The following is a 22,933-nucleotide window of genomic DNA, read 5'->3' on the forward strand; positions in this document are numbered from 1 at the left end:
CATGACACAGCAAGGAACAGATGTGAGCTGGGCGCTCCGCGATCTCGTCGAGAGCATCCAGGAGATCCGATTCGCCCTCGTGGCCTCCAGCGACGGCAAGGCCATCACCTCCTACGGCGCCGAAGACCCCGACGACGTCGACCGCTTCGCGGCCGTGGTGGCCGGTCTCCAGGCCCTGGCCCAGCCGGTCGCCGAGCAGTTCCCCAAGTACGCCGGGCAGCTGCGCCTGGCGATGATCGAGGTGGACGGCGGGCACCTCTTCGTGGTGCGCGCGGGTGTGGAGACGTACCTCGGTGTCCTCGCCAGGGAAGGCCTCGACCAGGGCCTGCTCGGGCACCAGATGAGGGACCTGGCCCGCAGGATGGGTGAGCTCCTCGGCACCACTCCGCGCCTGGAGGAGCACTCTGGATGAGTGCTCCCCGCAGACCGTCGGACCCGTCCGGTCTCGAGCGCTACTACGTCCTCACGGGAGGGCGCAGCGGACCGGGCGGTTCGGCGTCGAGCCTCGACGTGGCGACCCTCGTCGTCTCCCGCGCCGCCCCGTTACCGGGCATGCAGCACGAGCACGAGGAGATCCTCCGCCGCTGCCGCGACCCGCTGTCCGTCGCCGAGCTCGGCGCTCACCTCGGGCTCCCCTTCAACATTCTCGCGGTGCTGCTGTCGGACCTGCTGGACGCAGGTCGCGTCGAAGCCCGTAACCCCATCCCGGCGCACGACGCCGGCCGCGGGCCCGACCTCGCGCTCCTTGAGGAGGTACTCAGTGGACTTGAAAGGCTTTGACCAACCCGGAGGCTCGGCCGGGGACACCCGCTCGGTGAAGGTGATGATCGCCGGGGGGTTCGGCACCGGGAAGACCACCATGGTCCGGTCGGTCAGCGACATCAAGCCGCTCACCACCGAGGAGACCCTCACCCAGGCCAGTGCCGACGTCGACCACCTCATCGGCGTCGCCGACAAGACGCAGACCACCGTCAGCCTGGACTTCGGCAAGATCGGCATCAACGAGAGCCTGGTGCTGTACCTGTTCGGCACGCCCGGGCAGGAACGGTTCTGGTTCCTGTGGAACGGGCTGTTCAAGGGGGCCCTCGGCGCGGTCGTCCTGGTGGACACGCGCCGCCTGGAGTCCAGTTTCCGGGCGATCGAGGAGATGGAGCGGCTGGAGGTCCCCTTCGTGGTCGCGCTGAACGTCTTCCCCGACTCGCGGAACTACCCGGTCGAGGAGATCCGGGACGCCCTGGACATCCCCGGGAACACCCCGGTCGTGGCCTTCGACGCCCGCGACCGGGCCTCCAGCCGGGATGTCCTGGTCGCACTGATCCATCATCTGAAGGAACGCTCGGCCGTGGCCCTGGAGCCCCGATGAACGACTCGACCGAACCCGGACTCCAGGCCGTGCGGGGCTGCCCCGTCGCCCACCACGGCGCTGACCTGACCAGGCTGTACGGCCCGGACGCCGCGACCGACCCGGCGGGCATCTACGAGCGGCTGCGCAAGGAACACGGCTCGGTCGCGCCGGTCCTGCTCGAAGGGGACGTCCCCGCCTGGCTGGTCCTCGGATACCGCGACAACCGGCGGGTGCTCGACAACCCCCGCCAGTTCAGCCGGGACGCGCGGATCTGGCGGGACTGGCGGGAGGGCCGTATCGAGGAGACCTCGCCGATCATGCCGATGGTCGGCTGGCGCCCCGACTGTGTGTCCCAGGACGGCGAACCGCACCGCAGGCTGCGCGGCGCCGTCACCGACGGGTTGCAGGCGGCGGCCGCCCGGGGCATCCGGCGGCACGTCACGTACTTCGCGAACAAGCAGGTCGACGCGTTCGCCGACGCCGGGCGCGCCGACCTGGTGGCCGACTACGCCGAGCAACTGCCGATGCTCGTGCTCACCAGGATGCTGGGCCTTCCCGCGGCGGACGGGCTACGCCTGATCGAGTCGTGCGCCGAGGTCTTCAAGGGCGGTGAGGGCGCCCTCGAGCACAACGACCGGATCATGCAGATCCTCGCGGAACTCGCCGAGCGCAAGCGGGCCGAGCCGGGCTCCGACTTCGCCACGGCCCTGTTGGAGCACCCGGCCGGCCTCGACCACGACGAGGTCGTCAGCCATCTGCGCCTGGTGCTGATCGCCGCGCACACCACCACCAGCAACCTGCTGGCCCGGGTCCTGCAACGGGTCCTCACCGACTCCGCCCGGCTGTCCGGTCTGGTCAGCGGGGAGCTGAACATCTCCTCAGCGGTGGAAGAGGTCATGTGGGACACCCCGCCGCTGTCCGTGCTGCCGGGCCGGTTCGCAACCGCCGACCTGGAGCTCGGAGGCCATCACGTCCAGGAGGGGGAACTGCTCATCCTGGGACTGGCCGCCGGCAACCTCGACCCGGATGTACGGCCCGACTCGGCCGTCGCCGTGCAGGGTAACCAGTCGCACCTGGCGTTCAGCTCCGGACCGCACGAGTGCCCGGGGCAGAACATCGGCCAGTCCATCATCGAGATCGGCGTGGACGTCCTGCTGCACCGGCTGCCGGATCTGCGCCTGGCCGTACCGCCGGAAGAACTCAGCTCGACCGCCTCCACGTGGGAGTCCCGGCTGGACAGCCTGCCGGTCGAGTTCGCCGTCTAGGCCACGCCGGCAGACCGTTGCCCGGCCGGTTTCCGGCCGGGCAACGCCGTGCGTGGGTGGCTGAGTCAGCCGTCGAGCCAGTCGCCTGCGACGTCCGTGGGGCGGTATCCCGTGGCGTTCCAGAGGAAATGCGGGTGCGCACAGCCGAACATGTAGGCGAGCAGTGCGGTGTCTTCCCTCCCGGTCCGAGGGTCGTGCAGGGTGTGGAACCTCTCGGATCCGACTACGCCGGCGTCTTGTTGGACATGACGGGCGCGGTCCGGCGATGGTGCGGCGCTGGACGCCTCCACGGCGGCGATGTAGGTGCGGCGCAAGATCTCCCATGTGCTGTCCGTATTGCCGTACCAGGGGCCGTGCAGTGCTTCGAAGGCATGGAGCTCGGCGTCGAAGAGGGGCCATGCCCCGGGGTACTGGGCTCGACAGCGTGCGGACAGCTCGGCGGCCCGGGTGCTCAGCGCCGGTGCGGTGGGCCGCGGGGCGATGGTGAGGGTGGTGCCCTCGGTGAGGATGCCGGTGCACGGGTTGGGCTGCAGGTCACACAGCGGGCACTCCTCGGCCGGGGGGAGGCCCTGGGTGATGCCGTCGAACCACAGGGCGTGGCGGCCCGTGAGCCCCATCCAGACGATGGTGGTGGTCATCAGCCAGGTGTTCCACATCGGGCTGTGGGCCTCGGGCATGCAGCCGTACTTGACGAGGGCTATCGCGCAGGCAGCGTAGAGCGCCTTGGTGTGGGTGGGCATGTCGGCGAGCCAGAAGTTGCTGATCTCGCCGGTGAGGGCGTCGGCTCGTACGTCGGCCATGTCGTCGATGACGCGGCACAGCAGCAGGGAGGCGAGGTTCTCTTCCTGCCAGAGTTCGGTGTCGGGGGCGACGTGCCAGAACAGGCAGTCCAGCATCTGCAGGGCTGAGTAGGTGCTCTGGCTGAGCGGGTTGGTCTGGGGGAGTATGACGCTGCCCGCGTCGTGCTGTTGGAGCCAGTACTCGTCGACGGATCGCTTGTGCGCTGCGAAAAGTCCGGACACCAGGGCCCGTGCGCTGTTGGTGCTGAAATTCTCGGCCAGGCGGCCTTCGACGTGTTGGGTGAGGCGCGTTGTGTCGATGGTGTCGATCACGCGTTTGTATTCGTGGAAGACGAGGATGTCGTCCTCGAAGCGGTGGCGGTGGCCGAGGTCTCGTTCGAGGTCGTTCATCTGCCGGGTCCAGGACCATCCACCCGTCAGGACGCTGTCGAGTTCCCGGCGGTGTGGCCAGGTCTTGACGGTGAGGGGACGACCGGCGCTCTGCCGCCAGCGGTAGTCGTCCAGCGTGCGTGCGGGGGGCGTGGGCAGCCGACGGCACAGAGGGCAGGTGCAGACGCTTGTCTGCTCCTCCTCGCGCGGCGGGGTGAGTGCCCGGCTCCTCCAGGCCCCTTCCAGCATCGTGCAGGCCAGTCTGCAGACCTCGACGTCGGTGCTGACCTGGGGGAAGGCTGCTTCGATCATGCGTAGGCCGGTGTCGAGGTGCCTCAACCTGGCGGAGCCCTCCTGGTCGGGCGGGAGGAACGCCGGCCGCGCCAGATGGAGGGCTCCCTCCACATCCAGCGTGGTACTGGAGTGGGGGGAGCCGAATGCGTTCAGCCGCTGCTGAGCGGCGTGCCGGGACCTTCGGTACTGCTCCGTGCTCCCCTTGATGTGTTTCACCAAGAGGCGGGCCAGGGTGTCCCCCGCCTCCGTGGGGTGGAGCTGGGCGCTTGGCTGCGCCGGGAGCGAGCTGTCGGCGGACGCCTTCGGAACAGCACCTGCGACTCGAGATTTCACACCGGTCTCCCAATGAGCTGTGGTCCTGGCAACGGAATCGATCGACCGTGGTCGTTGACCGGCCGTGTCCGGGGATCTTGTTGCTGCAAGGCGAACACCTGCATCGCCGCCTCAGCTGTGTTGATCAGGAAGCACTCGCGGCCCGTCAGGCGTGGCGCGGCCCCTGGATCCGAGATGCGCTGCCTCGCCCGAGGCGTGTGGGTAGCTGACCGGGGTGTCGAAGGGCAGGTCGAACCGGACGTCCTGAGGCATGCGTTTCCTTTCGGGAGACGGAACGCGGAGTCCCCCCACCCCTGCTGGCGGACGGTGTCGTGACCGCCCGCACACTCGAACTGGGCTTCGTAGTCCGAAAGTTGAACCGAGAAGCGGTACGAGGCTGCCCACGACGTGAATGAGCCATTCCGTGACCCTGCCGTGATCTCCGTTACTGCCCGAAGCGCATGAGCTGCGTATACTCCCTCGTCCCTCACCCGGTACCGGCTCGTCCACCGAGCCTCCGGAGCCGCGGAACGCCACACTGGTCAAAGTCCGTTCGACGACCGGCCAGGAGGCGCACCGACGACGACGTCCGCACCCGCACGCAGCGCTGAGCAGCGCAAGAATGAGGTGGAAGGCGCGGTGGAGACGGTCCAGCCCGGCTAGCTGACCGAGCAGGACGCCGAACTCTTCGCCGCCAAGACCGGGTTCGACCCCCGTCGGCTCGCCACGCCGTGCCTCTACTTCCGCGTCGTGCCGCGGCGGGTGCAGGCCTGGCGGGAGGCCGACGAACTCGACGGCCGTGAACTCATGCGCGACGGACGGTGGTTGAAGGCCGACTGAATCCGCCGGACCGGGATATCCGCAAGGTACGGATCCGCGGGGCACGACCGCCCCGCGGCCGGAATCCTGCGGAGGAGACATGGCACTGGTGAAAGCGGGGGTCCTCGTGCTCGACTGCGCCGAGCCCGAGAAGCTCGCCGTGTTCTACAAGGAACTGCTGGAGGGGGAGGAGTCGGACGCAACCGCCAACCGGGTGGAGATCAAGAGCGCCGACGGCTTCCGGATCGCACTGCGCCGGGACGTCAACGCGACCCCGCCCAGCTGGCCCCGACCCGAGAACTCCCTGCAGGCCCATCTGGAGTTCGTCGTGGACGACCTCGACGCGGTGGAACGCCGCGTCATCAGCCTCGGCGGCCGCCCCTTGGAGGCCAAGGAGCCCTCGGGCCCCCTGGAGGAGCGCGGCTACGCCGATCCGGCCGGACACTCCTTCACCCTGCGCCGCACCGCGCCGACGGCCCCCAAGCAGGGCTGAGCGAGAGGTTCAGCCGACCGCCGGCAACGGCCGGACCCGCGTCAGGCCCTGAAGAGGGTGCTGGCCAGGGTCACACGGACGGCCGTGCCGGCGAGCATGCTCAGCAGGGCGTTGCGACGCCGCAGGCGCAGGCCGACGGTGAAAGCCCAGGGCGGCCGACGGGGCCGCCGCGCGCGGCTGGGTGACGGGCAGGTCGCGGTCAGCGCGAAGCCGCTGTACGTCTTCGCGAGCCTGTCCCCTGCGCGGTGCAGGGGAACGACAGGGCGCAGAAGACGTGCCGCGCCTGCACCAGGAAGGCGGCCACGGCGATGGACGCCACGGGCGCGGCGGCTGTGACCATGCCGATGAGCAGGCACTCGAACGAACCGCCGCAGATCAGTGCCGCGGACAGTCCGGCCCACCACCGGTCGAGGCCCGACTGCACCACTAGGGCCCCGAAGGCGAGACCGAGCGGCACCATCCCCAGGCCCACCGAGGCACAGTCCCGGAAAGCGGCTCCATCGGCACCAGGACGGCCGGCTGTCGAACGTGGACCTGGCCCAGCGGGTGGCGGGCCGGCCCCGCCCGGCGGCCGCCGGGCGGAGCCGTGCGGCGGCGGTCAGTCCCGGCCGCCCTTCTCGCCGACCGGCCAGGTGCCGGTCGAACGCTCGATGGCCTTTGCGCCCGCGCGGTCCACGGCGCTGCGCACCACAGCGAAGATCGCGCCCTGGATCGCGGCGGCCAGGAGAACTTCGCCCCAGCTGCGGTCCTTGTCCAGCGCGTCGGGCGCGTCCTCCTCGTGCCGGATCGCCATCCACGTCTTGCGGAAGGCGAGCCCGGCCAGCCAGCCGCCCGACCAGCCGAGCACGAACCCGACGGGCTGGTACGCGAGGGACATCTTCTTCTTCTTTGCCACGGCAACTCCTAGATGGCTGAGGGTGGGTGAGGTGGTCAGGGGGTGTGCGCCGCCGGTATCCGCTCCTGGGCACGGACCGGCCCGGGCGGTGTGCCGTCACCGAACGGCCGGCCGCCCAGCTCCTCGCGGTGGTGCGGGGTCAGCCAGCCGGACAGGTCCGGGCCCAGGGGGACGACGCGGGTCGGGTTGATGCCGGTGTGCACCTGGTAGTAGTGGCGCTTGATGTGGTCGAAGTCGACGGTGTCGCCGAACCCGGGGGTCTGGTACAGGTCGCGGGCGTACGCCCACAGCACCTGGTTCTCCGTCAGCTTCCAGCGGTTGCACTTGAAGTGACCGTGGTAGACGGCGTCGAAACGCACCAGCGTGGTGAACAGCCGGATGTCCGCCTCGGTGATCGTGCCCCCGACGAGGTAACGCTGCCGCTCCAGCCGGCCCGCGAGCAGCTCCAGTCGCCGGAACACACCCGTGCAGGCGGCCTCGTACTCCTCCTGCCCGGTGGCGAACCCCGCGCGGTATACGCCGTTGTTGACGTCCTCGTAGACGTCCGCCATCACCTCGTCGATCTCGTCGCGCAGCGCGTCCGGGTACAGGTCGGGCGCGCCGTCCCGGTGCAGGGCCGTCCACTCGGTCGCGAGGTCGAGGGTCAGCTGCTGGTAGTCGTTGGTCACCAGCCGGCCGCTGGGCACGTCCACGAGCGCCGGCACACTGACACCACCCGGATAGTCCGACTCCCGGCGGTCGTACGCCTCACTCAGGAAGCGGATGCCGAGGACCGGGTCGCGGCCGTCCTCGTCCAGTGTGAAGCGCCAGCTGCGGTCGTCCTGGATCGGGTCGGCCACGGCCAGGGACAGGGAGTCCTCCAGACCGAGCAGCCGCCGGGAGACCAGCGACCGGCTCGCCCAGGGGCAGGCACGGCTGACGACCAGACGGTAGCGGCCGGCCTCCACCGGCCAGCCGTCCCGGCCGTCCGCGGTGACCCGGTCCGCGAAATGCGCCTTGGACCGCTTGAACGCCCTCCTTCCGTAGCCGGTGTTGCCGTCGTCGCCGTCGTCGCGGCTCATGGGAATGACCTCCTTGCCATACGTGGGCCCTGGTGAACGCGTTCCCCGTTTTCCGCCGACGGCACGGTGTGAGTACCCCCGACCGGGGCAATCGGCGTGGGTGACTGATGAAGGAAGTGATCACAAGACACGCGTCACCGTGCTGGTGGCGCTCGCGGCCAATCTGGTGATCGCGGTGGCCAAGGCCATCGGCGGCCTGGCGGCGGGATCCCCCGCCCTGCTGTCCGAGGCGGCCCACTCGGTGGCCGACAGCCTGAACGAGGTGTTCCTGCTCGCGGCGCTGCGCCGCAGCCGCCGCCCCGCCGACCGGCGTCATCCCTTCGGCTACGGCAAGGAGCGGTTCTTCTGGTCGCTCCTCGCGGCCGTCGGGATCTTCGTCATGGGCGGCTGCTTCTCCTTCTTCCAGGGCTTCGAAGCCCTGACGAGCGGTGCGGAGGAGGAACTCGGCGGCTATGTGGCCGGCCTGATCGTGCTCGGGATCGCCCTCCTGGCGGAGGGCGGTTCACTGTTGCGGGCGCTGTACCAGGTGCGCCGGCAGGGCGGCGCGGGCGCCGGGCTGCGCGATCCGGCCCTGCGGACGGTCGTCGCCGAGGACGGCACCGCGGTGCTCGGCGTCACCCTGGCCATCGTGGGCATGGCGCTGCACATGATCACCGGCCAGGTGGTGTGGGAGGCCTCGGCCTCGCTCGCGATCGGCGCGCTGCTGGTCTACGTGGCGTTCCGGCTGGGCCGTGAGGCCCGGGACCAGCTGATCGGCGAGGCGACCGATCCTGAGACGAGCGGGCGGATCCGGGAGCTGTTGCGGGCACAGCCCGAGATCGACAGTGTGGAAGCGCTGTTCACGATGAAGACCGGACTCGACACCGCCCTGGTGGCGGCCCGCGTCGATCTGGTGCCCGGTCTGGACAGTGAGCGCGTGGAGGAGGTCGCCGTCCGCATCAAGCGGTCCATAGCCCGGACGGTGCCCGAGGCCGACCAGATCTTCCTCGACGTGACCGACCGCCTCGCCCGCGAGGCAGCGGAAAGCCCCGCCGCGACGGGGGAGCGCGGCGGGGCCTGAACCTCGCGTGCCCCGTCGCGGCCGGTTCACACCCACGGGGCGGAAGGTTTTTCGCCGGCTGCCCGCGGCGGGCAGCCGGCCCCGGTCTCAGCCGCCCTCGGCCGGCTCCAGGACGAACACCGGAATCTCCCGGTCAGTCTTCTTCTGGTAGTCGGCGTAGGCCGGGTACGCCGCGACGGCCCGCTCCCACCAAGCGGCCTTCTCCTCGCCCGTGACCTCACGGGCGGTCATGTCCTGCTTCACCGGCCCGTCCTGGAGCTCCACGTGCGGGTAAGCCAGGATGTTGAAGTACCAGACGGGGTGCTTGGGTGCCCCGCCGAGGGAGGCCACCGCGGCGTAACGCCCCTCGTGCTCGACCCGCATCACCGGCGTCTTGCGCAGCTTGCCGCTCCTGGCGCCCCGTGAGGTCAGGATCACGACCGGCATCTTCGAGCCCTGCAGCGTCGTCCCCTCCGTACCGCCGGAGCTCTCGTACAACTCCACCTGCTTGCGCACCCACTGCGTCGGGCTGGGTTCGTACTCGCCTTCCAGAGGCATGGCATCCGTCCCATCGTCGTGTCCGCGGCTCATCGCCGTCCGTCTCCAACACCCGTGCCCCCGTGAATCATCCGCACCCCGCGGGATCCGGCCGGAAGCGCTGGATCTCACCCCGGCGCGAGCGCCATCCGCACGGCCAGGGCCGTCATCACCCCGCTCGCCACCAGAGCCGTCGCCAGCCGCCCTCGCCGGCCGGTCAGGGCCCGGCCCAGCAGCGCTCCGCTCCCGGCCAGCAGCACCTGCCAGCTCGCGGAGGCGGCGAAGGCGGCCAGCACGAACACGCCCTGCTCCAGTGGACCGGCCGGGCCGGTGGCCTGGGAACCGAGCACGAGGGCCGCGAAGTAGATGACGGTGGTGGGGTTCAGCAGGGTGATGCCCAGCAGGCCCAGGAAGGCCCGGGTGGGGCTCGGGGGCGCGGGGGCGGTGCGGGTCGCGAGCCGGTGGCCCCGGTACTCGCGCACGGCGGTGACGGCACCCCATGCCGCCAGCGCGAGCAGCACCAGCACGCAGACCCACCGCAGCGGCCCGAGCGCCGGCCGCAGCGCGGACGCCAGGGCGGTCCCTCCGAGTGTGGCCGCGAGGGCGTAGAGCCCGTCGGCGGTGGCGACGCCGAGCGCGGCGCAGACCCCGGTGCGCAGGGAGGTGCGGGCGGTGAGGGAGACGAGGTAGGTCCCGACGGCGCCCACGGGGACGGCGATGCCGTACCCGGCGAGCAGCCCCGCGACGAGCGCGGCGGTCATGACCGCGGCGGCGTCGGTCCTCCCCGGCGGTCGGCCTGCTGCTGTCGGCGGCCGGCGGGAGCGGCGACGGGCAGCGGCGGGAGAACGGTGAACGTAGGCATGGCTGGATCCTGGGGCCTGCCCGCCGGACCTACAACCGGTTTTCGAACCGGCCTCGCCGCACCTGTGGCCCGGGCGAGGGCACCGTCCCCGCGACAGGGTCTCCCGTCCCCGCCCCTCGAACAGGAATACGGCCTTCCCCGGCCATCTTGGCGCCGTCGGCGACATGGCCGAACTTCGCGTCGCCCCATAGGTGCCTGGGGCATCTAATGAAGATCGGCACGACGCACTACTCGTCTGCGAGGTCTTCATGACGGACACGACCGCACCCGTCGCCTTCCCCCAGAGCAGGACCTGCCCCTACCACCCGCCCGCCGCCTACGACGCGCTGCGCACCGAACGCCCCCTGACCCGCATCACCCTCTTCGACGGCCGCGAGGCCTGGCTGGTCAGCGGCCACGCGACCGCCCGCACCCTGCTGGCCGACCCGCGCCTGTCGTCCAACCGCGACCGGCCCGGCTTCCCCGCCCCCACCCGGCGCTTCGCCGGGATCCGCAACCGCAGAACGGCCCTGCTGGGCGTCGATGACCCCGAGCACCGCGCCCAGCGGCGGATGGTCGTCGGGGACTTCACCCTCAAGCGCGCCGTCGAACTCCGGCCACGCATCCAGCAGATCGTGGACGAGCGGCTCGACGCGATGATCGCCCAGGGCCCCGTCGCCGACCTGGTGAGCGCCTTCGCGCTGCCCGTCCCCTCCATGGTGATCTGCGCCCTGCTCGGCGTCCCGTACGCCGACCACGACTTCTTCGAGGCCCAGTCGCGACGGCTGCTGCGCGGCCCGGAGACCGCCGACGTACTCGACGCGCGCGACCGGCTGGAGACGTACTTCGGCGAGCTGATCGACCGCAAACAGCGGGACCCCGGCACCGGCCTGCTGGACGACCTGGTCCAACGGCAGCTGCACGAGGGCGACCTCGACCGGGAGGGCCTGATCGCCATGGCCCTCATCCTGCTGGTCGCGGGCCACGAGACGACCGCCAACATGATCTCGCTCGGCACCTTCACCCTGCTCCAGCACCCCGAGCGGCTCGCCGAGCTGCGCGCGGACCCGGGGCTGCTGCCGGCCGCGGTCGAGGAGCTGATGCGGATGCTGTCCATCGCGGACGGCATGCTGCGTCTCGCCGTCGAGGACATCGAAGTGGCCGGGACGACGATCCGGCAGGGCGAGGGGGTGGTCTTCGCGACCTCCGTCATCAACCGCGACGAGACGGTCTACCCCGGCCCGGACACGCTCGACTGGAACCGCCCGGCCCGTCACCACGTCGCGTTCGGCTTCGGCATCCACCAGTGCCTCGGCCAGAACCTCGCCCGCGCCGAGCTGGAGATCGCGCTGCACAGCCTCTTCGCCCGGCTGCCCACCCTGCGCCTGGCCGCCCCGGCCGAGGAGATCCCCTTCAAACCCGGCGACACGATCCAGGGGATGCTGGAACTCCCCGTGACCTGGTAAGAGGCCCCCGCACATGCACATCGACATCGACAAGGACGTCTGCATCGGCGCGGGCCAGTGCGCCCTGACCGCCCCAAACGTGTTCACCCAGGACGACGACGGCTACAGCGCCCTGCTGCCCGGCGGGGAGGGCAGTGGCAGCCCGCTGCTGCGGGAGGCGGCCCGCGCCTGCCCGGTCAGCGCCATCACCGTGTCCGAGACGGTGGGCTGACCCCGGAGCTCAACCGGTGTCCAGGAGCCGCCGGGCCGCCTCGCGCGCCTCGGCAGCGGGCTCGGCGCTCCTGGTGACACCCGCCGTGACCATGGCACCCTCCGCCAGCAGGAACAGCTGCCCGGCCAGCGCTCCGGGCAGCCCGGCCGCAGCCACGAGCGAAGCCAGGTACTCCCGGAACGCCCGCTTGTGCGCCCGTACTTGGGCGGCCACGCGCGCCGAGGTGGCCCCCAGCTCACCGTAGGCGTTGAGCCACGCGCAGCCACGGAAACCCGGTTCGCCGAACCACGCACCGAGCCAGTCGAACACGGCCAGGATCCGCTCCTCCGGACCCTGGCGGCACTCGACGTACGCGGCCAGCTGCCCGCGCCAGCGCGCGTCGCGCCGCTCCAGGTACGCCTCCACCAGTTGCTCCTTCGCCGGGAACAGCTGGTAGAGCCGCTTGAGCGAGACCCCGGAGGTGCCGCGGACGTCGTCCATGCCGACGGCCTGCACACCCCGTCCGTAGAACAGCTCCTCGGCGGCGTCCAGCGCCCGCTCCCGGGCCACTGCGCTGTCCATCGACGACCCTCCTTGACGCGAGAACGAGCGTTCTCCTACGGTAGCAGCCTTGCGGAGAACGCTCGTTCTCCCCTGCCGTCAGGGAGGATTCATGACCGATCGACCGCCGCTGCCGCCCTTCACCCGCGAGAGCGCCGCACAGAAGGTCCAGGCCGCCGAGGACGCCTGGAACACCCGCGATCCGCACAAGGTCTCCCTCGCCTACTCGCCGGACTCCGTCTGGCGCAACCGCGACGCCTTCGTCACCGGCCGCGCCGAGATCGCCGAGTTCCTGACCCGCAAGTGGGAGCGCGAGCGGGAGTACGCGCTGCGCAAGGATCTGTGGGCCTTCGACGGCAACCGCATCGCCGTCCGCTTCCAGTACGAGTGCCGCGACACCGACGGACAGTGGTGGCGCTCCTACGGCAACGAATTGTGGGAGTTCGACGAGCACGGCCTGATGACCCGTCGCGAGGCGAGCATCAACGACGTGCGGATCGAGGAGAAGGAGCGCCGGATCCACGGCCCCCGGCCGGAGTCGGAACGCCGGAACACGTTCCCCGTCCGGTGAGCTGGGGGAGTCGCTAGGGTCTTCCGGATGACCGAACAGGCCGCCCCCAAGCCCTTCCTCTATGTCGTCGTCTGCGCCGCGGGCATCGCCGCGGACGTCAGCAAGCTGATCACCGCCGCTCGGGAACGGGACTGGGAGGTGGGCGTCATCGCGACGCCCGTCGCGATGAACGGCTTCTTCGACACCGCCGTGGTCGAGGCCCGGACGGGCCGCCCGGTCCGCTCCGCCTGGCGAACCCCCGGCGAACCGCGCCCCTTTCCGGCACCCGACGCCGTGGTGGTCGCTCCCGCCACCTTCAACACCGTCAACAAGTGGGCGGCCGGCATAGCCGACACCCTCGCCCTGGGCACCCTCTGCGAGGTCGCGGGGCTCGGGGTGCCGGTCGCCGTCCTGCCGTGCGTGGCCGACGCACTGGCCGCCCACCCCGCCTACCGGGACAGCGTCGAACGCCTGCGGGGGATGGGCGTGCGGTTCGGCGAGCCGTACACGGGGGAGCCGGGGGAGGACGGCGACCGGCCGGAGTTCGGGTGGGAACGGGCCCTGGACCTGCTCGGACACGGCTGACGGTCGGACCCCGGCAGCAACGGTGACGACCCGTCGGATGCCGTGCCCGGCCTGGCCCTGGAGTGCACACGAACACATACGCTCGCCGGGGAAACCCTCCGAAGGCAGGAGCAGCATCGATGCAGTACGTGAAGCTCGGTTCGACGGGCCTGGACGTCTCGCGGATCAGTCTGGGGTGCATGACCTACGGTCTGCCCGACCGAGGCCCGCACGAGTGGACCCTCGACGAGGAGGCCTCGCGCCCGTTGATCCGGCAGGCGGTCGAAGCGGGCGTCACCTTCTTCGACACGGCGAACATGTACTCCGACGGCACCAGCGAGGAGATCGTCGGCCGGGCCCTGCGCGACTTCGCCCGCCGCGACGAGATCGTCGTCGCGACGAAGGTGTACTACCCGATGCGCCCCGGCCCGAACGGCGGCGGACTGTCCCGCAAGGCGATCATGACCGAGCTCGACCGGAGCCTCACCCGCCTCGGCACCGACTACGTCGACCTCTACCAGATCCACCGCTTCGACCCGCACACCCCGGTCGAGGAGACGATGGAGGCCCTGCACGACGTCGTCAAGGCGGGCAAGGTCCGCTACCTCGGGGCCAGTTCGATGTACGCCTGGCAGTTCTCCAAGATGCAGTACACCGCGCGGCTGAACGGCTGGACGCGTTTCGTCTCGATGCAGAACCACTACAACCTGGTCTACCGCGAGGAGGAGCGCGAGATGCTGCCCCTCTGCGCGGACCAGGGCGTGGGCGTCCTGCCCTGGAGCCCGCTCGCCCGCGGCCGGCTCACCCGGGACTGGGACACCACGACCGAGCGCAGCGCCACCGACACCTTCGGCAGCAGCCTGTACCAGGAGGGCGACCGCGCCATCGTCGAGACGGTCACCCGCATCGCCGGGGAGCGGGGCGTTTCCCGCGCGCAGGTCGCCCTCGCCTGGCTGCTCCACCAGCCGACGGTCACCGCCCCGATCGTCGGCGCCTCCCGGCCCGGGCACCTTCAGGACGCGGTGGCCGCCGTGGAGATCGAGCTGAGCGACAAGGAACGGGAGGAGCTGGAACGCCCCTACGGCCCCCGTCCCATCGCCGGGCACTGAGCGTGCGGCTCGTGGCTCAGTGGGGACCCTGCGGCGCGAACTCCGTGCCGCAGGGGCCCGCCCCCTCGCTCTCCGCCAGCTCCACCCTCGCCCCGCTCATCGCCAGCGTCCGGTAGAACCGCCCGATCCGCTCCGCCGACCGCCCCACGTAGTGCCCGATGAACGACCGCCGGAACCGCTCGGCCGCCCGGTTCGGCTGCGAGCCGTGCACCAGGCTCCCGTTGAAGAACAGGACGTCCCCCGGTGCCATGTCCACCGGCACCGGCGCCAGCCCCGGCGGCGGCGGAACGTACTCCCGGGCGAAGGACACGTCCGCATCGGCCGGCTCCGGGCAGAACAGGTCCATGCGGTGCGTGCCCGGCACGACCTCCAGCCCGCCGTTCTCCCGGTCGATCACATCGCAGGCCATCCACGCGGCCACACACGTGCCCGGCTCCACCCGCAGGTAGAAGTTGTCCTGGTGCAGCGCCTGTCCCCGGGCCCCGGGCGGCTTGAAGTAGAACATGCTCTGCGCGGCCAGCACCTCCTCCCCGAGGAGCGCCTCCAGCACCGTCCGCAGCCGGGCGTCCAGCAGGATCTGGCGCGCCAGGCCGTTGATCTCGTGCGGGTGCATCACCCGCGGCCAGACGTGCAGCGGGTCGACGCCCGGCCCGTCCTCGACGCGCGGCTCGAAGTGCCCGGGCACCGGACCGGCCGCCCGCAGCGCCGCGAACTCGGCGCACAGCCGCTCGATCTCGTCGGCCCCGAAGAGCCCGCGCACCACCGTGAAACCGTCGTCCTCGAAGCCCTCCCGGTATCGCCGGAGCCGGGCGGGGTCCAGGATGGAAGCCCCGGTGGCGCTGTTGCCCGTGACTGTCATGAACGCACTCCTCGGTCAGGTGTCATCGGTACGAAACGCTAGGCCCCGGAGCCGCCCAGGAGGATGCCCGTGCGTGCTGACGGATTGCCCACCGCTGCCGGCCACCGGAACACCGGCGACACCGGCGACACCGGCGACACCGGCGATACCGGGGATCCCGCCCCGCCGCCAGGGCTGGTGGTGCTCGGCCACTTCGACCAGAGCCCCGGCTACGGCGTCAGCCGGCCGTACGGCTCGGCGAGCTGGCTCTTCACCTGGACCACCGCAGGCCGGGGACGGCTGTGGCAGGGCGGTGCGCGGACCTCCGTCGGCGCGGGCGTACTGGTCGTACTCGCCCCGGGCGTCCCGCACGGCTACGCCGTCGAGCCGGGCGCCCGGCACTGGCGGTTCTGGTGGGCGCACTGCCAGGCCCGGCCGTCCTGGACCGCGTGGCTGCGGCCGTACGAGGCCGGGGACGGGATGTACGTCGTCACCTCCGCTCCGGCCGGTGTGCACGGCCGCGTCGAGACGGCGTTCCGGCGGATGCACGCCGACGCCCGTTGGACCGGCACCGAGCCGCCGCCCGGCGCGTCACCGCCGGACGGGCAGGTCGCCGTGGCGCACGGCAGCGCGGCCCGCGAACTGGCCCTGTGCGCACTGGAGGAGATCGTCCTCCTCGCCACCGCCGACGCCCGGCCCACGGAGCCCCGGCCCGGCCTCGACGCACGGATCCGCAGCGCCCAGGAGCTGATCGACGCCGACCCGGGTGCCCCGCACACCGTCCGGTCACTCGCCGGGGGTGTCGCGCTGTCGCCGTCCCGCTTCGCCCATCTGTTCAGCCGACAGATCGGGCAGTCGCCCATGCGGGCCCTGCGCGAGGCGCGGCTGCGGCACGCGGCCCGGCTGCTGGAGAGTACCGACCTGCCGGTGGAACGCGTCGCCGTGGCCTCGGGGTTCGCCAGCCCGTTCCACTTCAACCGCGCCTTCCGCGAGCGCTACGGGGCGCCTCCGGGGGCCTACCGCACGAGGCGCGGCGAGCCGCCCGCCTGAGCACCGCCATTGGTTCCCGGACCGGCTGCGAACGGCAGGCGCCCAGACGCCGGCCGGCGGTGTGAGCTGCTGTTCAGACGGTGGTTCAATGGTTTCCGGGCGGCCTCCGGTGGCGAAGCAAATGCACGTCGCCAAAGGGGGCAGACGCGAGGGAAATGCCTTTTGCTCCGCTGATTGACATCTTGTCAAAAGGCGCTGGCGGCGCACGCAATGCATGAAACGGCGGGATCTCTTGTTCCCTGTCGTTGACCTGTGTAAAGGTGTGCCCTGTCGGCGTGCCCACATCACGCCTTTCTTTCGTATGCGCGAGGCCGACGAGCCGGCATACCCCTTGGTATGGACTTTACCCCGCATGTCCTTGAGAGGAATGCAGCCTTGAAAGACGCAGGCCCGTCGAATTCCCCGGCCCCGGCCCGCAGGTTCGCCGTGACGGACGAGCAACTGAGCGCGGAGCTCAGGAAGTGGACCGGGGCCACACCCGCACTCCACCCCGTCGGCGAACTGCTGGACCGGCACTGGGAGGCGGCCTTCGGCTACGCCCGGCTGTGCACCGACGGCCCGCGCTCCGCGGGCATGCTCACCACCGCCGCTTTCACCCGGCTCTTCGGCGAGACCCTCCGCCAGAACGGCCCGACCTCCGCCTGGCGTCCCCATCTGCTCGTCACCGTGCGGCGCATCGCGGCCGAGTGGGCCGGTGACCACAGACTCGGCATGCTCCACCCGGAGCTGCTCACCGGCGAGGGCGAGCGCCCCGCCTCCCGGCTGCTGCCCTCGCAGCGGCGCCGTCTGCTGTCCGGGGCCTTCCAGCGGCTGCCCCAGTCCGCCCGCTGCCTGCTGTGGCACGTCGAGGTCGAGGCCGAACCCCTCACCTCCCCGGCCGGGCTGCTCGGACTGGACGAGGAGGGCGCACGCGTCGAACTGGACCGGGCCCGGGACCGGCTGCGCGAGGAATGCCTCCAACTGCACCGCGAACTCGCCCCCGACGAGGAGTGCCGGCGCTATCTGCGCCTGCTCGACGTGACGTACCGGCGCGGGGGTCTCGCCCTCGACCCCGATCTACGCGCGCATATCGAGGGCTGCGGGCACTGCGACGCCGCCGCCGACCAACTGGACCAGTTCAACCACGGCCTCGGCGCCGCCCTCTCGGAGGCGGTGCTGGGCTGGGGCGGGCGGGCGTACGCGCAGAGCCGGGCGAACGAGGCGGGGGAGAGCGCCGGGAGCGGGCCTCCCACGGAGCGCGGGCGGCCCGGGGGAGCGGCCGGCGCGGCCACCGCCGAGATCCCGGCCGCCGCGGCACGTGAGCTGTTCCCGGACCCGGTGGCCCTGGCGCGCGAGGTCTTCCCGGACCCGGCCGGCATGGCGTACGAGATCATTCCCGACCCGGTTCGGCCGGCGCGTGAGCCTTTCCCCGAGCCGGCCCGTGAGCGGCGTGAGGTCTTTCCGGATCCGGTCCCGGCAGCGCGTGAGCCTTCCCCCGGGCCGGCCGGTGAGGGGCGCGGGGCCTTCCCGGACCCGGTCGCCCTCGCCGGCACCGTCGGGGAGTCGTTCACCGATCCGGGCGGCCCGGCGGCCGTGCCGCTGCCTCCCGCAGCGGCAGGGGCGGGCACGCCCCTCGACAGGGCCCAGGCTCCGGTCACGACCGGTGAGGGCCTCTCCGTGCCGCCGCCCGTCTCCGCACCCCCGGGTCCCCGGCCCGAAGGTCCCCGGACCGCAGCCAGAAGATCCGCCCACAGGACGGCCCGCCGTGCCGCCCGGCGACGCAACCTCACCGCGGGCATCCTGACGGTCAGCGGCCTCGTCGTCCTGCCGCTGGTCCTGTGGTCCACCGGCAACGGCGGCGACGGCGCCCCGGCCGGCGCCGACCGGCCCTCCGGTGAAGCACCCGACGCCGAGGCGGGCGGGGTGACCACCGACCCGTCCTGGGCCGGGGCGGACGAGGCCGCGAAGGGCGCCCTGCGCGGGCGGCTGCACAACGTCGCCTCGGGCCTGTGCGTGGGCATCGACGGCAAGAAGGCCGTAGAGGACGGCGAGGCAGAACTCACGACCTGCTCCGCGGACGCCGCCCAGCAGTGGACCTACGAGACCGACGGACTGCTGCGCAACGGCGCCGCCCCCGACCTGTGCCTGGACTCGCAGCTGGGCTACTCGGTGCGGCTGGCCCCCTGCGCGGGCGCGTCCCGGCCGGACCCGAAGAACATCCGCTACGACTTCACCCTCCAGGGCTCCCTCGTGCCCCGCTGGGACCAGGACCTCGCCCTGGCCCCGGCCGCGACCAACGGCTCGGGAGCCCTGGTCCTCAAGGCCCGGACGGACGACGAGGCCCAGCGCTGGGTGATCGACACCTCCAAGGCCGACCTCCAGATGGAGGCCGTCAACTGGAACGCGGCCGCTCCGGCCCCGCGCCCCACCCCCCCCCCCACTCCCACCCCGTCGAAGACGCCCGAGTCCACACCGACGCCGTCCGCGACCTCCCCGGCCCCGAAGCCGAAGCCGAGCAGCCCGGCGGCCACCGAACCGCCCTGCTACCGCTACGGCTACTACTGCGACGCGGACGGCGGGTACGGCAACCCGGGATACGGCTACCCCGGCTATGGATACGGCCCCGGCTACGGCTCTGGCGGCTACGGCGGAGACGGCCGCCGCTGACCGGGCGTGCGCTCAGGCCCCGACCACGGTCAGGGACAGCCACAGGGCCGCCACGGCCGGCACCAGCGCGGCCGGTACGGCGAGCAGTCCGAGCCGAGTGAACTCCCCGAGCCCGACCCGGTGCCCGTGCTGCTGCACGATCCGGCGCCACAGCAGGGTCGCCAGTGATCCGGCATAGGTCAGGTTGGGGCCGATGTTCACACCGAGCAGTACCGCCAGCACGGCCCCGGGACCGGCCCCGGCGGTCAGGGGCAGCAGCACCAGCACCGCGGGCAGGTTGTTGACGAGGTTCGCCAGGACGGCGGCCAGCGCGGCCACGCCCAGCAGCGTGAGCAGCCCCGACCCGTCGGGCAGCACACGCCGCAGCGCGTCGGCGAGCCCGTGGTCGACGACCGCGCGCACCACGACGCCGAGCGCGAGCACGAACGCGAGGAAGGCCGGCGAGGCGGACCGCACCACCGTCAGCGGCGTCGCCCGCCGCCGGAGCAGTGCCCGGCCGGCCAGCACCAGCGCACCGGCCGTCGCGGCCCAGGCCGGCTCGATCCCCACGGCGGAGGCGACCACGAACCCGGCGAGCGTGCAGCCGACCGTGACGAGGGCGAACAGCGGCAGCGGCTCGGGACGCCGCTCGGGGTCGGGGGAGGGGAGGGGCGCGGCCAGTTCGTCGTCGAAGAAGCGCCGGAACACCAGGTACTCGGCGGCGATCGCGACCAGCCAGGGCAGTGCCATCAGCGCGGCGAAGCGGGTGAAGCTCAGCCCGCTCGCCGTGAACGCCAGCAGGTTGGTCAGGTTCGAGACCGGCAGCAGCAGCGAGGCGGTGTTCGACAGATGGGCGCACGCGTACAGGTGCGGCCGGGCTCGGACGCCCATCCGGGTGGCGGTGGCGAGCACCACCGGAGTCAGCAGGACGACGGTCGCGTCCAGGCTGAGCACGGCCGTGATGACGGACGCCAGCGCGAACACCGCGGTGAGCAGCCGGGTGGGGCGCCCGGCGGCCCAGCGGGCCATCCATGCCCCGCACGCCGTGAACAGCCCCTCGACGTCGCAGAAGTGGGCGAGTACCAGCACGGCCGCGAGGAAGCCGACCACCGGCCCCAGCCGCTGGACCTCCTCCCAGGCGTGCTCCGGCGAGATCACTCCGAGGGCGAGGGCGAGCCCTGCGGCCGGCACCGCCAGCACGGCCTCGGGCAGGCCCTTCGGGCGGGCGACGGCCCAGACCAGCACGGCGGCCAGCAGCGTCACGGACAGGACTTCGGCAAGCGGGGTGTTCAGGGCGGGGTCCTCCGGGACGCGATCGTTCGTGCCCGCTCATGAAATCAGGCCGGGGTAAGAGCCCCTCGGCGGCCCCGCCGTCCCGCCCAGCGGCCGGTCACGGGCCGCCCGCCGGCACCGGCCCGGCGGAGCGCGCTCAGATCTCGTCGCCGAGCAGGGCCAGCTCCGACCAGATCGTCTTGCCCTCGGCGGTGTGCCTGCTGCCCCATCGCTGGGTGAGCTGGGCGACCAGGAGCAGACCGCGGCCGCCCTCGTCCCAGGTCTTGGCCCGGCGCAGGTGCGGGGCCGTGTGGTTGGTGTCGGACACCTCGCAGATCAGGGTGGCCGCGTCGTGGATCAGCCGCAGCCGGATGGGCGGGGCGCCGTAGCGGATGGCGTTGGTGACCAGTTCGCTCACGACCAGCTCGGCGGTGAACGTGGCCTCGGTCAGCCCCCAGCGTTCGAGCTGGTCGACGACCTGCTTGCGGATGGGGGCCACCAGTGCCGGGTCGGCGGGGATGTCCCAGGTGGCGACCTGGGCGGACGGCAGGCCTCGGGTGCGGGCCAGCAGCAGCGCCACGTCGTCGCTGGAGCCGCCCGGCGGGAGCAGGCTGTGCAGCACGCGGTCGCAGGTCTCGTCCAGGGAGTCGGAGGGCGCCGACAGGGCCTCGCGGAGCATCCGGCCGCTCGCGTCGAGGTCCCGCTCGCGGCTCGCCAGCAGCCCGTCCGTGTGGAACGCCAGGACGCTGCCCTCCCGCAGTTCCACCTCGGCGGACTCGAACGGCAGCCCCCCGACACCCAGCGGGGGGCCCGAGGGCAGGTCGAGCTGCCGGGCCGGGCCGTCCGGCGGCACGAGCAGGGGCAGCGGATGTCCCGCCCGGGCCAGGTTGCAGCGCCGCGACACCGGGTCGTAGACCGCGTAGAGGCAGGTCGCGCCCACCTCTCCGGTGCCGTTGTCCCCGCCGGACTCCTGGGACAGCCGGACGACCAGGTCGTCGAGGTGGGTGAGCAGTTCGTCGGGGGCCAGGTCGATGTCGGCGAGGGTGCGCACGGCGGTGCGCAGCCGGCCCATGGTGGCCGAGGCCTGGATGCCGTGACCGACGACGTCGCCGACGACCATGGCGACCCGCATCCCGGACAACGGGATCACGTCGAACCAGTCGCCGCCCACGCCGGAGCGGATGGCCGGCAGATAGCGGGAGGCCGCCTCCACCGCGGCGGTGTGCGGCAGGGTGCGGGGCAGCAGACTGCGCTGCAGGGTGAGGGTGGTCTCGCGCTCGCGGGAGTAGCGGCGCGCGTTGTCGATGCAGACGGCGGCCCGGGCCGTGACCTCCTCGGCCAGCAGCATGTCGTCGTCGTTGAACGCCTCGGGCCGACGGAAGCGGGTGAAGACCGCCACGCCGAGGGTCGTGCCCCGGGCCTGGAGCGGGACGGACATCGTGGCGTGGATGCCGTACTCGTGGACCCGCTGGAAGCGCACCGGGTCCCAGGCGAGCCACTGCTCCAGGTCGCCGGAGGAGCCCGAGGCCACGACGGTGCGACCCGCGACCAGCGAGGCGGCCTGCGGGGAGTTCTCCGGGTAGACGTCGACCTGCCCGGGCTTGACGACCGCTTCGGGGCTGCCCCGGTTGACCGACTGGTGTGCGGCCCGGCGCAGATGCACCGGCGGGGCCGGCGTACCGGGAGCCTCGCCGCCGCCCTCCTGCGCCTCCAGCAGGTCGACACTGACGAAGTCGGCCAGCGTGGGGACGCACACGTCCGCCAGCTCCTGGGCGGTCCGGGTGACGTCGAGGGTGGTGCCGATGCGCACGCTCGCCTCGTTGACCAGCTGCAGCCGCTCCCGCGACCGGTACTGGTCGGAGAAGTCGTGGGCCGTCACGCACACGCCGCACACCCGGCCGGTCCCGTCGGTGAGCGGCGCCATCCTGGCCAGCCAGGCGTGCGCGGCCCGGTTCTCGCCGGTGGCCTTCATGTACGTCTGCATGTCCTGCCGCCGGCCGGTGCCCAGCACCCGGCGCAGATTCTCCTCGAGCTCGGAGTTCTGCGGCCGGCTGCCGATGTCGGTGGGCTTCAGGCCCAGCACCCGCCCGGCGGGCAGCCCCAGGAGGTCCGCCATGGCCTCGTTGACGCCGCGCAGCCGCAGCCGCTCGTCGAAGATCATCGTGGCGCAGGGCGACTGCGTCAGGGCCAGGCGCACCAGCGGGTCGTCCGGCAGGCCGGAGCCGGTGGCCTCCGGCGGGGACACCGCGAGCCACTCGGCCGCCTCCGGCCCGTCGGGCGGCCTGCGATGGGCGAGCACCCACACGGACACGGGATGGCCGTCACGGTGGCGCAGGGTGAGGGTGCCGCTCCAGCGGGAGTCGGCCGGCACGGACGGGAGCTCCGCGCCGTCGGCCAGCAGCGCTGCGGCCGGGCGGCCCACGACCTCGGCGGCGGTGTGTCCCAGCAGCCGGCGGGCGCCCTCGCTCCACTCGGTGAGCGTGCCGTCGACGGCGATGACGGCACGGGCGGCGGCCATGCCATCGTCGAACACCTCGTCCGGGCTCATCGTCGCGACTCCATGCGGACACTCACAGTGAACAGGGAAGCCAGTTGAGTTCCAGCCTAGTCCGTAGGCACCCGACGTGGACCGGTAACC

At 72.1% G+C, this 22,933-nt stretch carries 23 protein-coding genes and 1 pseudogene; 14 read left to right on the forward strand and 10 right to left on the reverse strand.

The window, feature by feature from the left end:
• The first annotated feature begins 1 nt into the window (after position 1).
• From A4E84_RS37630 to A4E84_RS37645, 4 genes are read left to right on the forward strand one after another with little or no spacing between them, the layout of a single operon-like run.
• A complete protein-coding gene (locus A4E84_RS37630) occupies positions 2-412 on the forward strand; it encodes a roadblock/LC7 domain-containing protein (RefSeq protein ID WP_003994857.1) in 411 nt (136 codons plus the stop codon).
• A complete protein-coding gene (locus A4E84_RS37635) occupies positions 409-780 on the forward strand; it encodes a DUF742 domain-containing protein (protein ID WP_033308582.1) in 372 nt (123 codons plus the stop codon). The genes A4E84_RS37630 and A4E84_RS37635 overlap by 4 nt, the downstream gene beginning before the upstream one ends.
• Positions 761-1,363 carry a GTP-binding protein gene (locus tag A4E84_RS37640; protein ID WP_062930832.1) on the forward strand — a complete coding sequence of 201 codons (603 nt, stop codon included), beginning with the start codon at positions 761-763 and terminating at the stop codon, positions 1,361-1,363. The genes A4E84_RS37635 and A4E84_RS37640 overlap by 20 nt, the downstream gene beginning before the upstream one ends.
• Positions 1,360-2,610 (forward strand): cytochrome P450, encoded by a 1,251-nt coding sequence (locus A4E84_RS37645; protein ID WP_062930833.1) that lies wholly within the window; start codon positions 1,360-1,362, stop codon positions 2,608-2,610. Before A4E84_RS37640 ends, A4E84_RS37645 begins: the two co-directional genes overlap by 4 nt.
• A 65-nt stretch (positions 2,611-2,675) precedes the next feature.
• On the opposite strand, the gene A4E84_RS37650 is transcribed toward A4E84_RS37645, so the two are convergent.
• Positions 2,676-4,091: a hypothetical protein gene (locus tag A4E84_RS37650; protein ID WP_237305073.1), complete on the reverse strand. Its 1,416-nt coding sequence runs from the start codon at positions 4,089-4,091 to the stop codon at positions 2,676-2,678.
• A gap of 921 nt (positions 4,092-5,012) precedes the next feature.
• On the opposite strand from A4E84_RS37650, the pseudogene A4E84_RS45030 reads away from it, so the two are divergent.
• Both A4E84_RS45030 and A4E84_RS37660 read left to right on the forward strand, forming a co-directional pair.
• A pseudogene (locus A4E84_RS45030) lies at positions 5,013-5,225 on the forward strand (pyridoxamine 5'-phosphate oxidase family protein); the annotation flags it as partial.
• Between the two features lie 79 nt (positions 5,226-5,304).
• A complete protein-coding gene (locus tag A4E84_RS37660) occupies positions 5,305-5,697 on the forward strand; it encodes a VOC family protein (RefSeq protein WP_030845174.1) in 393 nt (130 codons plus the stop codon).
• A 199-nt stretch (positions 5,698-5,896) separates the two neighbouring features.
• On the opposite strand, the gene A4E84_RS42665 is transcribed toward A4E84_RS37660, so the two are convergent.
• The 3 genes from A4E84_RS42665 to A4E84_RS37675 form a co-directional block, all read right to left on the reverse strand.
• On the reverse strand, positions 5,897-6,169 hold the full coding sequence (locus tag A4E84_RS42665) for an AzlC family ABC transporter permease (protein ID WP_062930834.1): 273 nt from the start codon (positions 6,167-6,169) through the stop codon (positions 5,897-5,899).
• A gap of 126 nt (positions 6,170-6,295) precedes the next feature.
• Positions 6,296-6,592, reverse strand: coding sequence for a DUF4235 domain-containing protein (locus tag A4E84_RS37670; protein WP_031133599.1), 297 nt, complete (start codon positions 6,590-6,592; stop codon positions 6,296-6,298).
• 35 nt (positions 6,593-6,627) lie between these two features.
• Entirely contained in the window at positions 6,628-7,653 is a 1,026-nt protein-coding gene (locus A4E84_RS37675; RefSeq protein WP_062930835.1) for a glutathione S-transferase family protein, read from the reverse strand.
• Positions 7,654-7,792: 139 nt separating this feature from the next.
• Here A4E84_RS37675 and A4E84_RS37680 point away from each other — a divergent pair, with 139 nt between their 5' ends.
• Positions 7,793-8,713 carry a cation diffusion facilitator family transporter gene (locus A4E84_RS37680; RefSeq protein ID WP_062930836.1) on the forward strand — a complete coding sequence of 307 codons (921 nt, stop codon included), beginning with the start codon at positions 7,793-7,795 and terminating at the stop codon, positions 8,711-8,713.
• An 87-nt stretch (positions 8,714-8,800) separates the two neighbouring features.
• On the opposite strand, the gene A4E84_RS37685 is transcribed toward A4E84_RS37680, so the two are convergent.
• Together A4E84_RS37685 and A4E84_RS37690 are read right to left on the reverse strand one after the other, a co-directional pair.
• The gene (locus A4E84_RS37685; protein ID WP_062930837.1) at positions 8,801-9,250 is read right to left on the reverse strand and encodes a nitroreductase family deazaflavin-dependent oxidoreductase; all 450 of its coding nucleotides are present in this window, start codon (positions 9,248-9,250) and stop codon (positions 8,801-8,803) included.
• A gap of 107 nt (positions 9,251-9,357) precedes the next feature.
• Positions 9,358-9,990, reverse strand: coding sequence for a LysE/ArgO family amino acid transporter (locus tag A4E84_RS37690; RefSeq protein WP_062930838.1), 633 nt, complete (start codon positions 9,988-9,990; stop codon positions 9,358-9,360).
• 349 nt (positions 9,991-10,339) lie between these two features.
• On the opposite strand from A4E84_RS37690, the gene A4E84_RS37695 reads away from it, so the two are divergent.
• Complete coding sequence (locus A4E84_RS37695; protein ID WP_062930839.1) at positions 10,340-11,536, forward strand: cytochrome P450; 1,197 nt, start codon at positions 10,340-10,342, stop codon at positions 11,534-11,536.
• Positions 11,537-11,549: 13 nt separating this feature from the next.
• Complete coding sequence (locus A4E84_RS37700) at positions 11,550-11,747, forward strand: ferredoxin (RefSeq protein ID WP_062930840.1); 198 nt, start codon at positions 11,550-11,552, stop codon at positions 11,745-11,747.
• Positions 11,748-11,756: 9 nt separating this feature from the next.
• Here A4E84_RS37700 and A4E84_RS37705 read toward each other — a convergent pair whose 3' ends face one another.
• Positions 11,757-12,308 carry a TetR/AcrR family transcriptional regulator gene (locus A4E84_RS37705; protein ID WP_062930841.1) on the reverse strand — a complete coding sequence of 184 codons (552 nt, stop codon included), beginning with the start codon at positions 12,306-12,308 and terminating at the stop codon, positions 11,757-11,759.
• A gap of 91 nt (positions 12,309-12,399) precedes the next feature.
• Here A4E84_RS37705 and A4E84_RS37710 point away from each other — a divergent pair, with 91 nt between their 5' ends.
• The 3 genes from A4E84_RS37710 (at position 12,400) to A4E84_RS37720 (ending at position 14,510) form a co-directional block, all read left to right on the forward strand.
• Complete coding sequence (locus A4E84_RS37710; protein WP_062930842.1) at positions 12,400-12,858, forward strand: nuclear transport factor 2 family protein; 459 nt, start codon at positions 12,400-12,402, stop codon at positions 12,856-12,858.
• Positions 12,859-12,885: 27 nt separating this feature from the next.
• Complete coding sequence (locus A4E84_RS37715; RefSeq protein ID WP_062930843.1) at positions 12,886-13,422, forward strand: flavoprotein; 537 nt, start codon at positions 12,886-12,888, stop codon at positions 13,420-13,422.
• Between the two features lie 119 nt (positions 13,423-13,541).
• Positions 13,542-14,510 (forward strand): aldo/keto reductase, encoded by a 969-nt coding sequence (locus A4E84_RS37720; protein ID WP_062930844.1) that lies wholly within the window; start codon positions 13,542-13,544, stop codon positions 14,508-14,510.
• Between the two features lie 16 nt (positions 14,511-14,526).
• Here A4E84_RS37720 and A4E84_RS37725 read toward each other — a convergent pair whose 3' ends face one another.
• Positions 14,527-15,369 carry a phytanoyl-CoA dioxygenase family protein gene (locus A4E84_RS37725; protein WP_062930845.1) on the reverse strand — a complete coding sequence of 281 codons (843 nt, stop codon included), beginning with the start codon at positions 15,367-15,369 and terminating at the stop codon, positions 14,527-14,529.
• A 63-nt stretch (positions 15,370-15,432) separates the two neighbouring features.
• Between A4E84_RS37725 and A4E84_RS37730 the strand changes: the two genes are divergently transcribed.
• Together A4E84_RS37730 and A4E84_RS41680 are read left to right on the forward strand one after the other, a co-directional pair.
• Positions 15,433-16,398 carry a helix-turn-helix domain-containing protein gene (locus A4E84_RS37730; RefSeq protein WP_079129283.1) on the forward strand — a complete coding sequence of 322 codons (966 nt, stop codon included), beginning with the start codon at positions 15,433-15,435 and terminating at the stop codon, positions 16,396-16,398.
• Between the two features lie 375 nt (positions 16,399-16,773).
• Complete coding sequence (locus tag A4E84_RS41680) at positions 16,774-19,044, forward strand: ricin-type beta-trefoil lectin domain protein (protein WP_062930846.1); 2,271 nt, start codon at positions 16,774-16,776, stop codon at positions 19,042-19,044.
• 12 nt (positions 19,045-19,056) lie between these two features.
• Here the strand turns inward: A4E84_RS41680 and A4E84_RS37740 are convergent, their stop codons facing one another.
• Together A4E84_RS37740 and A4E84_RS37745 are read right to left on the reverse strand one after the other, a co-directional pair.
• Positions 19,057-20,316 carry an arsenic transporter gene (locus tag A4E84_RS37740; RefSeq protein ID WP_062930847.1) on the reverse strand — a complete coding sequence of 420 codons (1,260 nt, stop codon included), beginning with the start codon at positions 20,314-20,316 and terminating at the stop codon, positions 19,057-19,059.
• Between the two features lie 136 nt (positions 20,317-20,452).
• A complete protein-coding gene (locus tag A4E84_RS37745; RefSeq protein ID WP_062930848.1) occupies positions 20,453-22,843 on the reverse strand; it encodes a SpoIIE family protein phosphatase in 2,391 nt (796 codons plus the stop codon).
• Between the last annotated feature and the right edge of the window lie 90 nt (positions 22,844-22,933).

The sequence above is a fragment of the Streptomyces qaidamensis genome (genome assembly GCF_001611795.1).
In the GTDB taxonomy this organism is placed as follows: domain Bacteria; phylum Actinomycetota; class Actinomycetes; order Streptomycetales; family Streptomycetaceae; genus Streptomyces; species Streptomyces qaidamensis.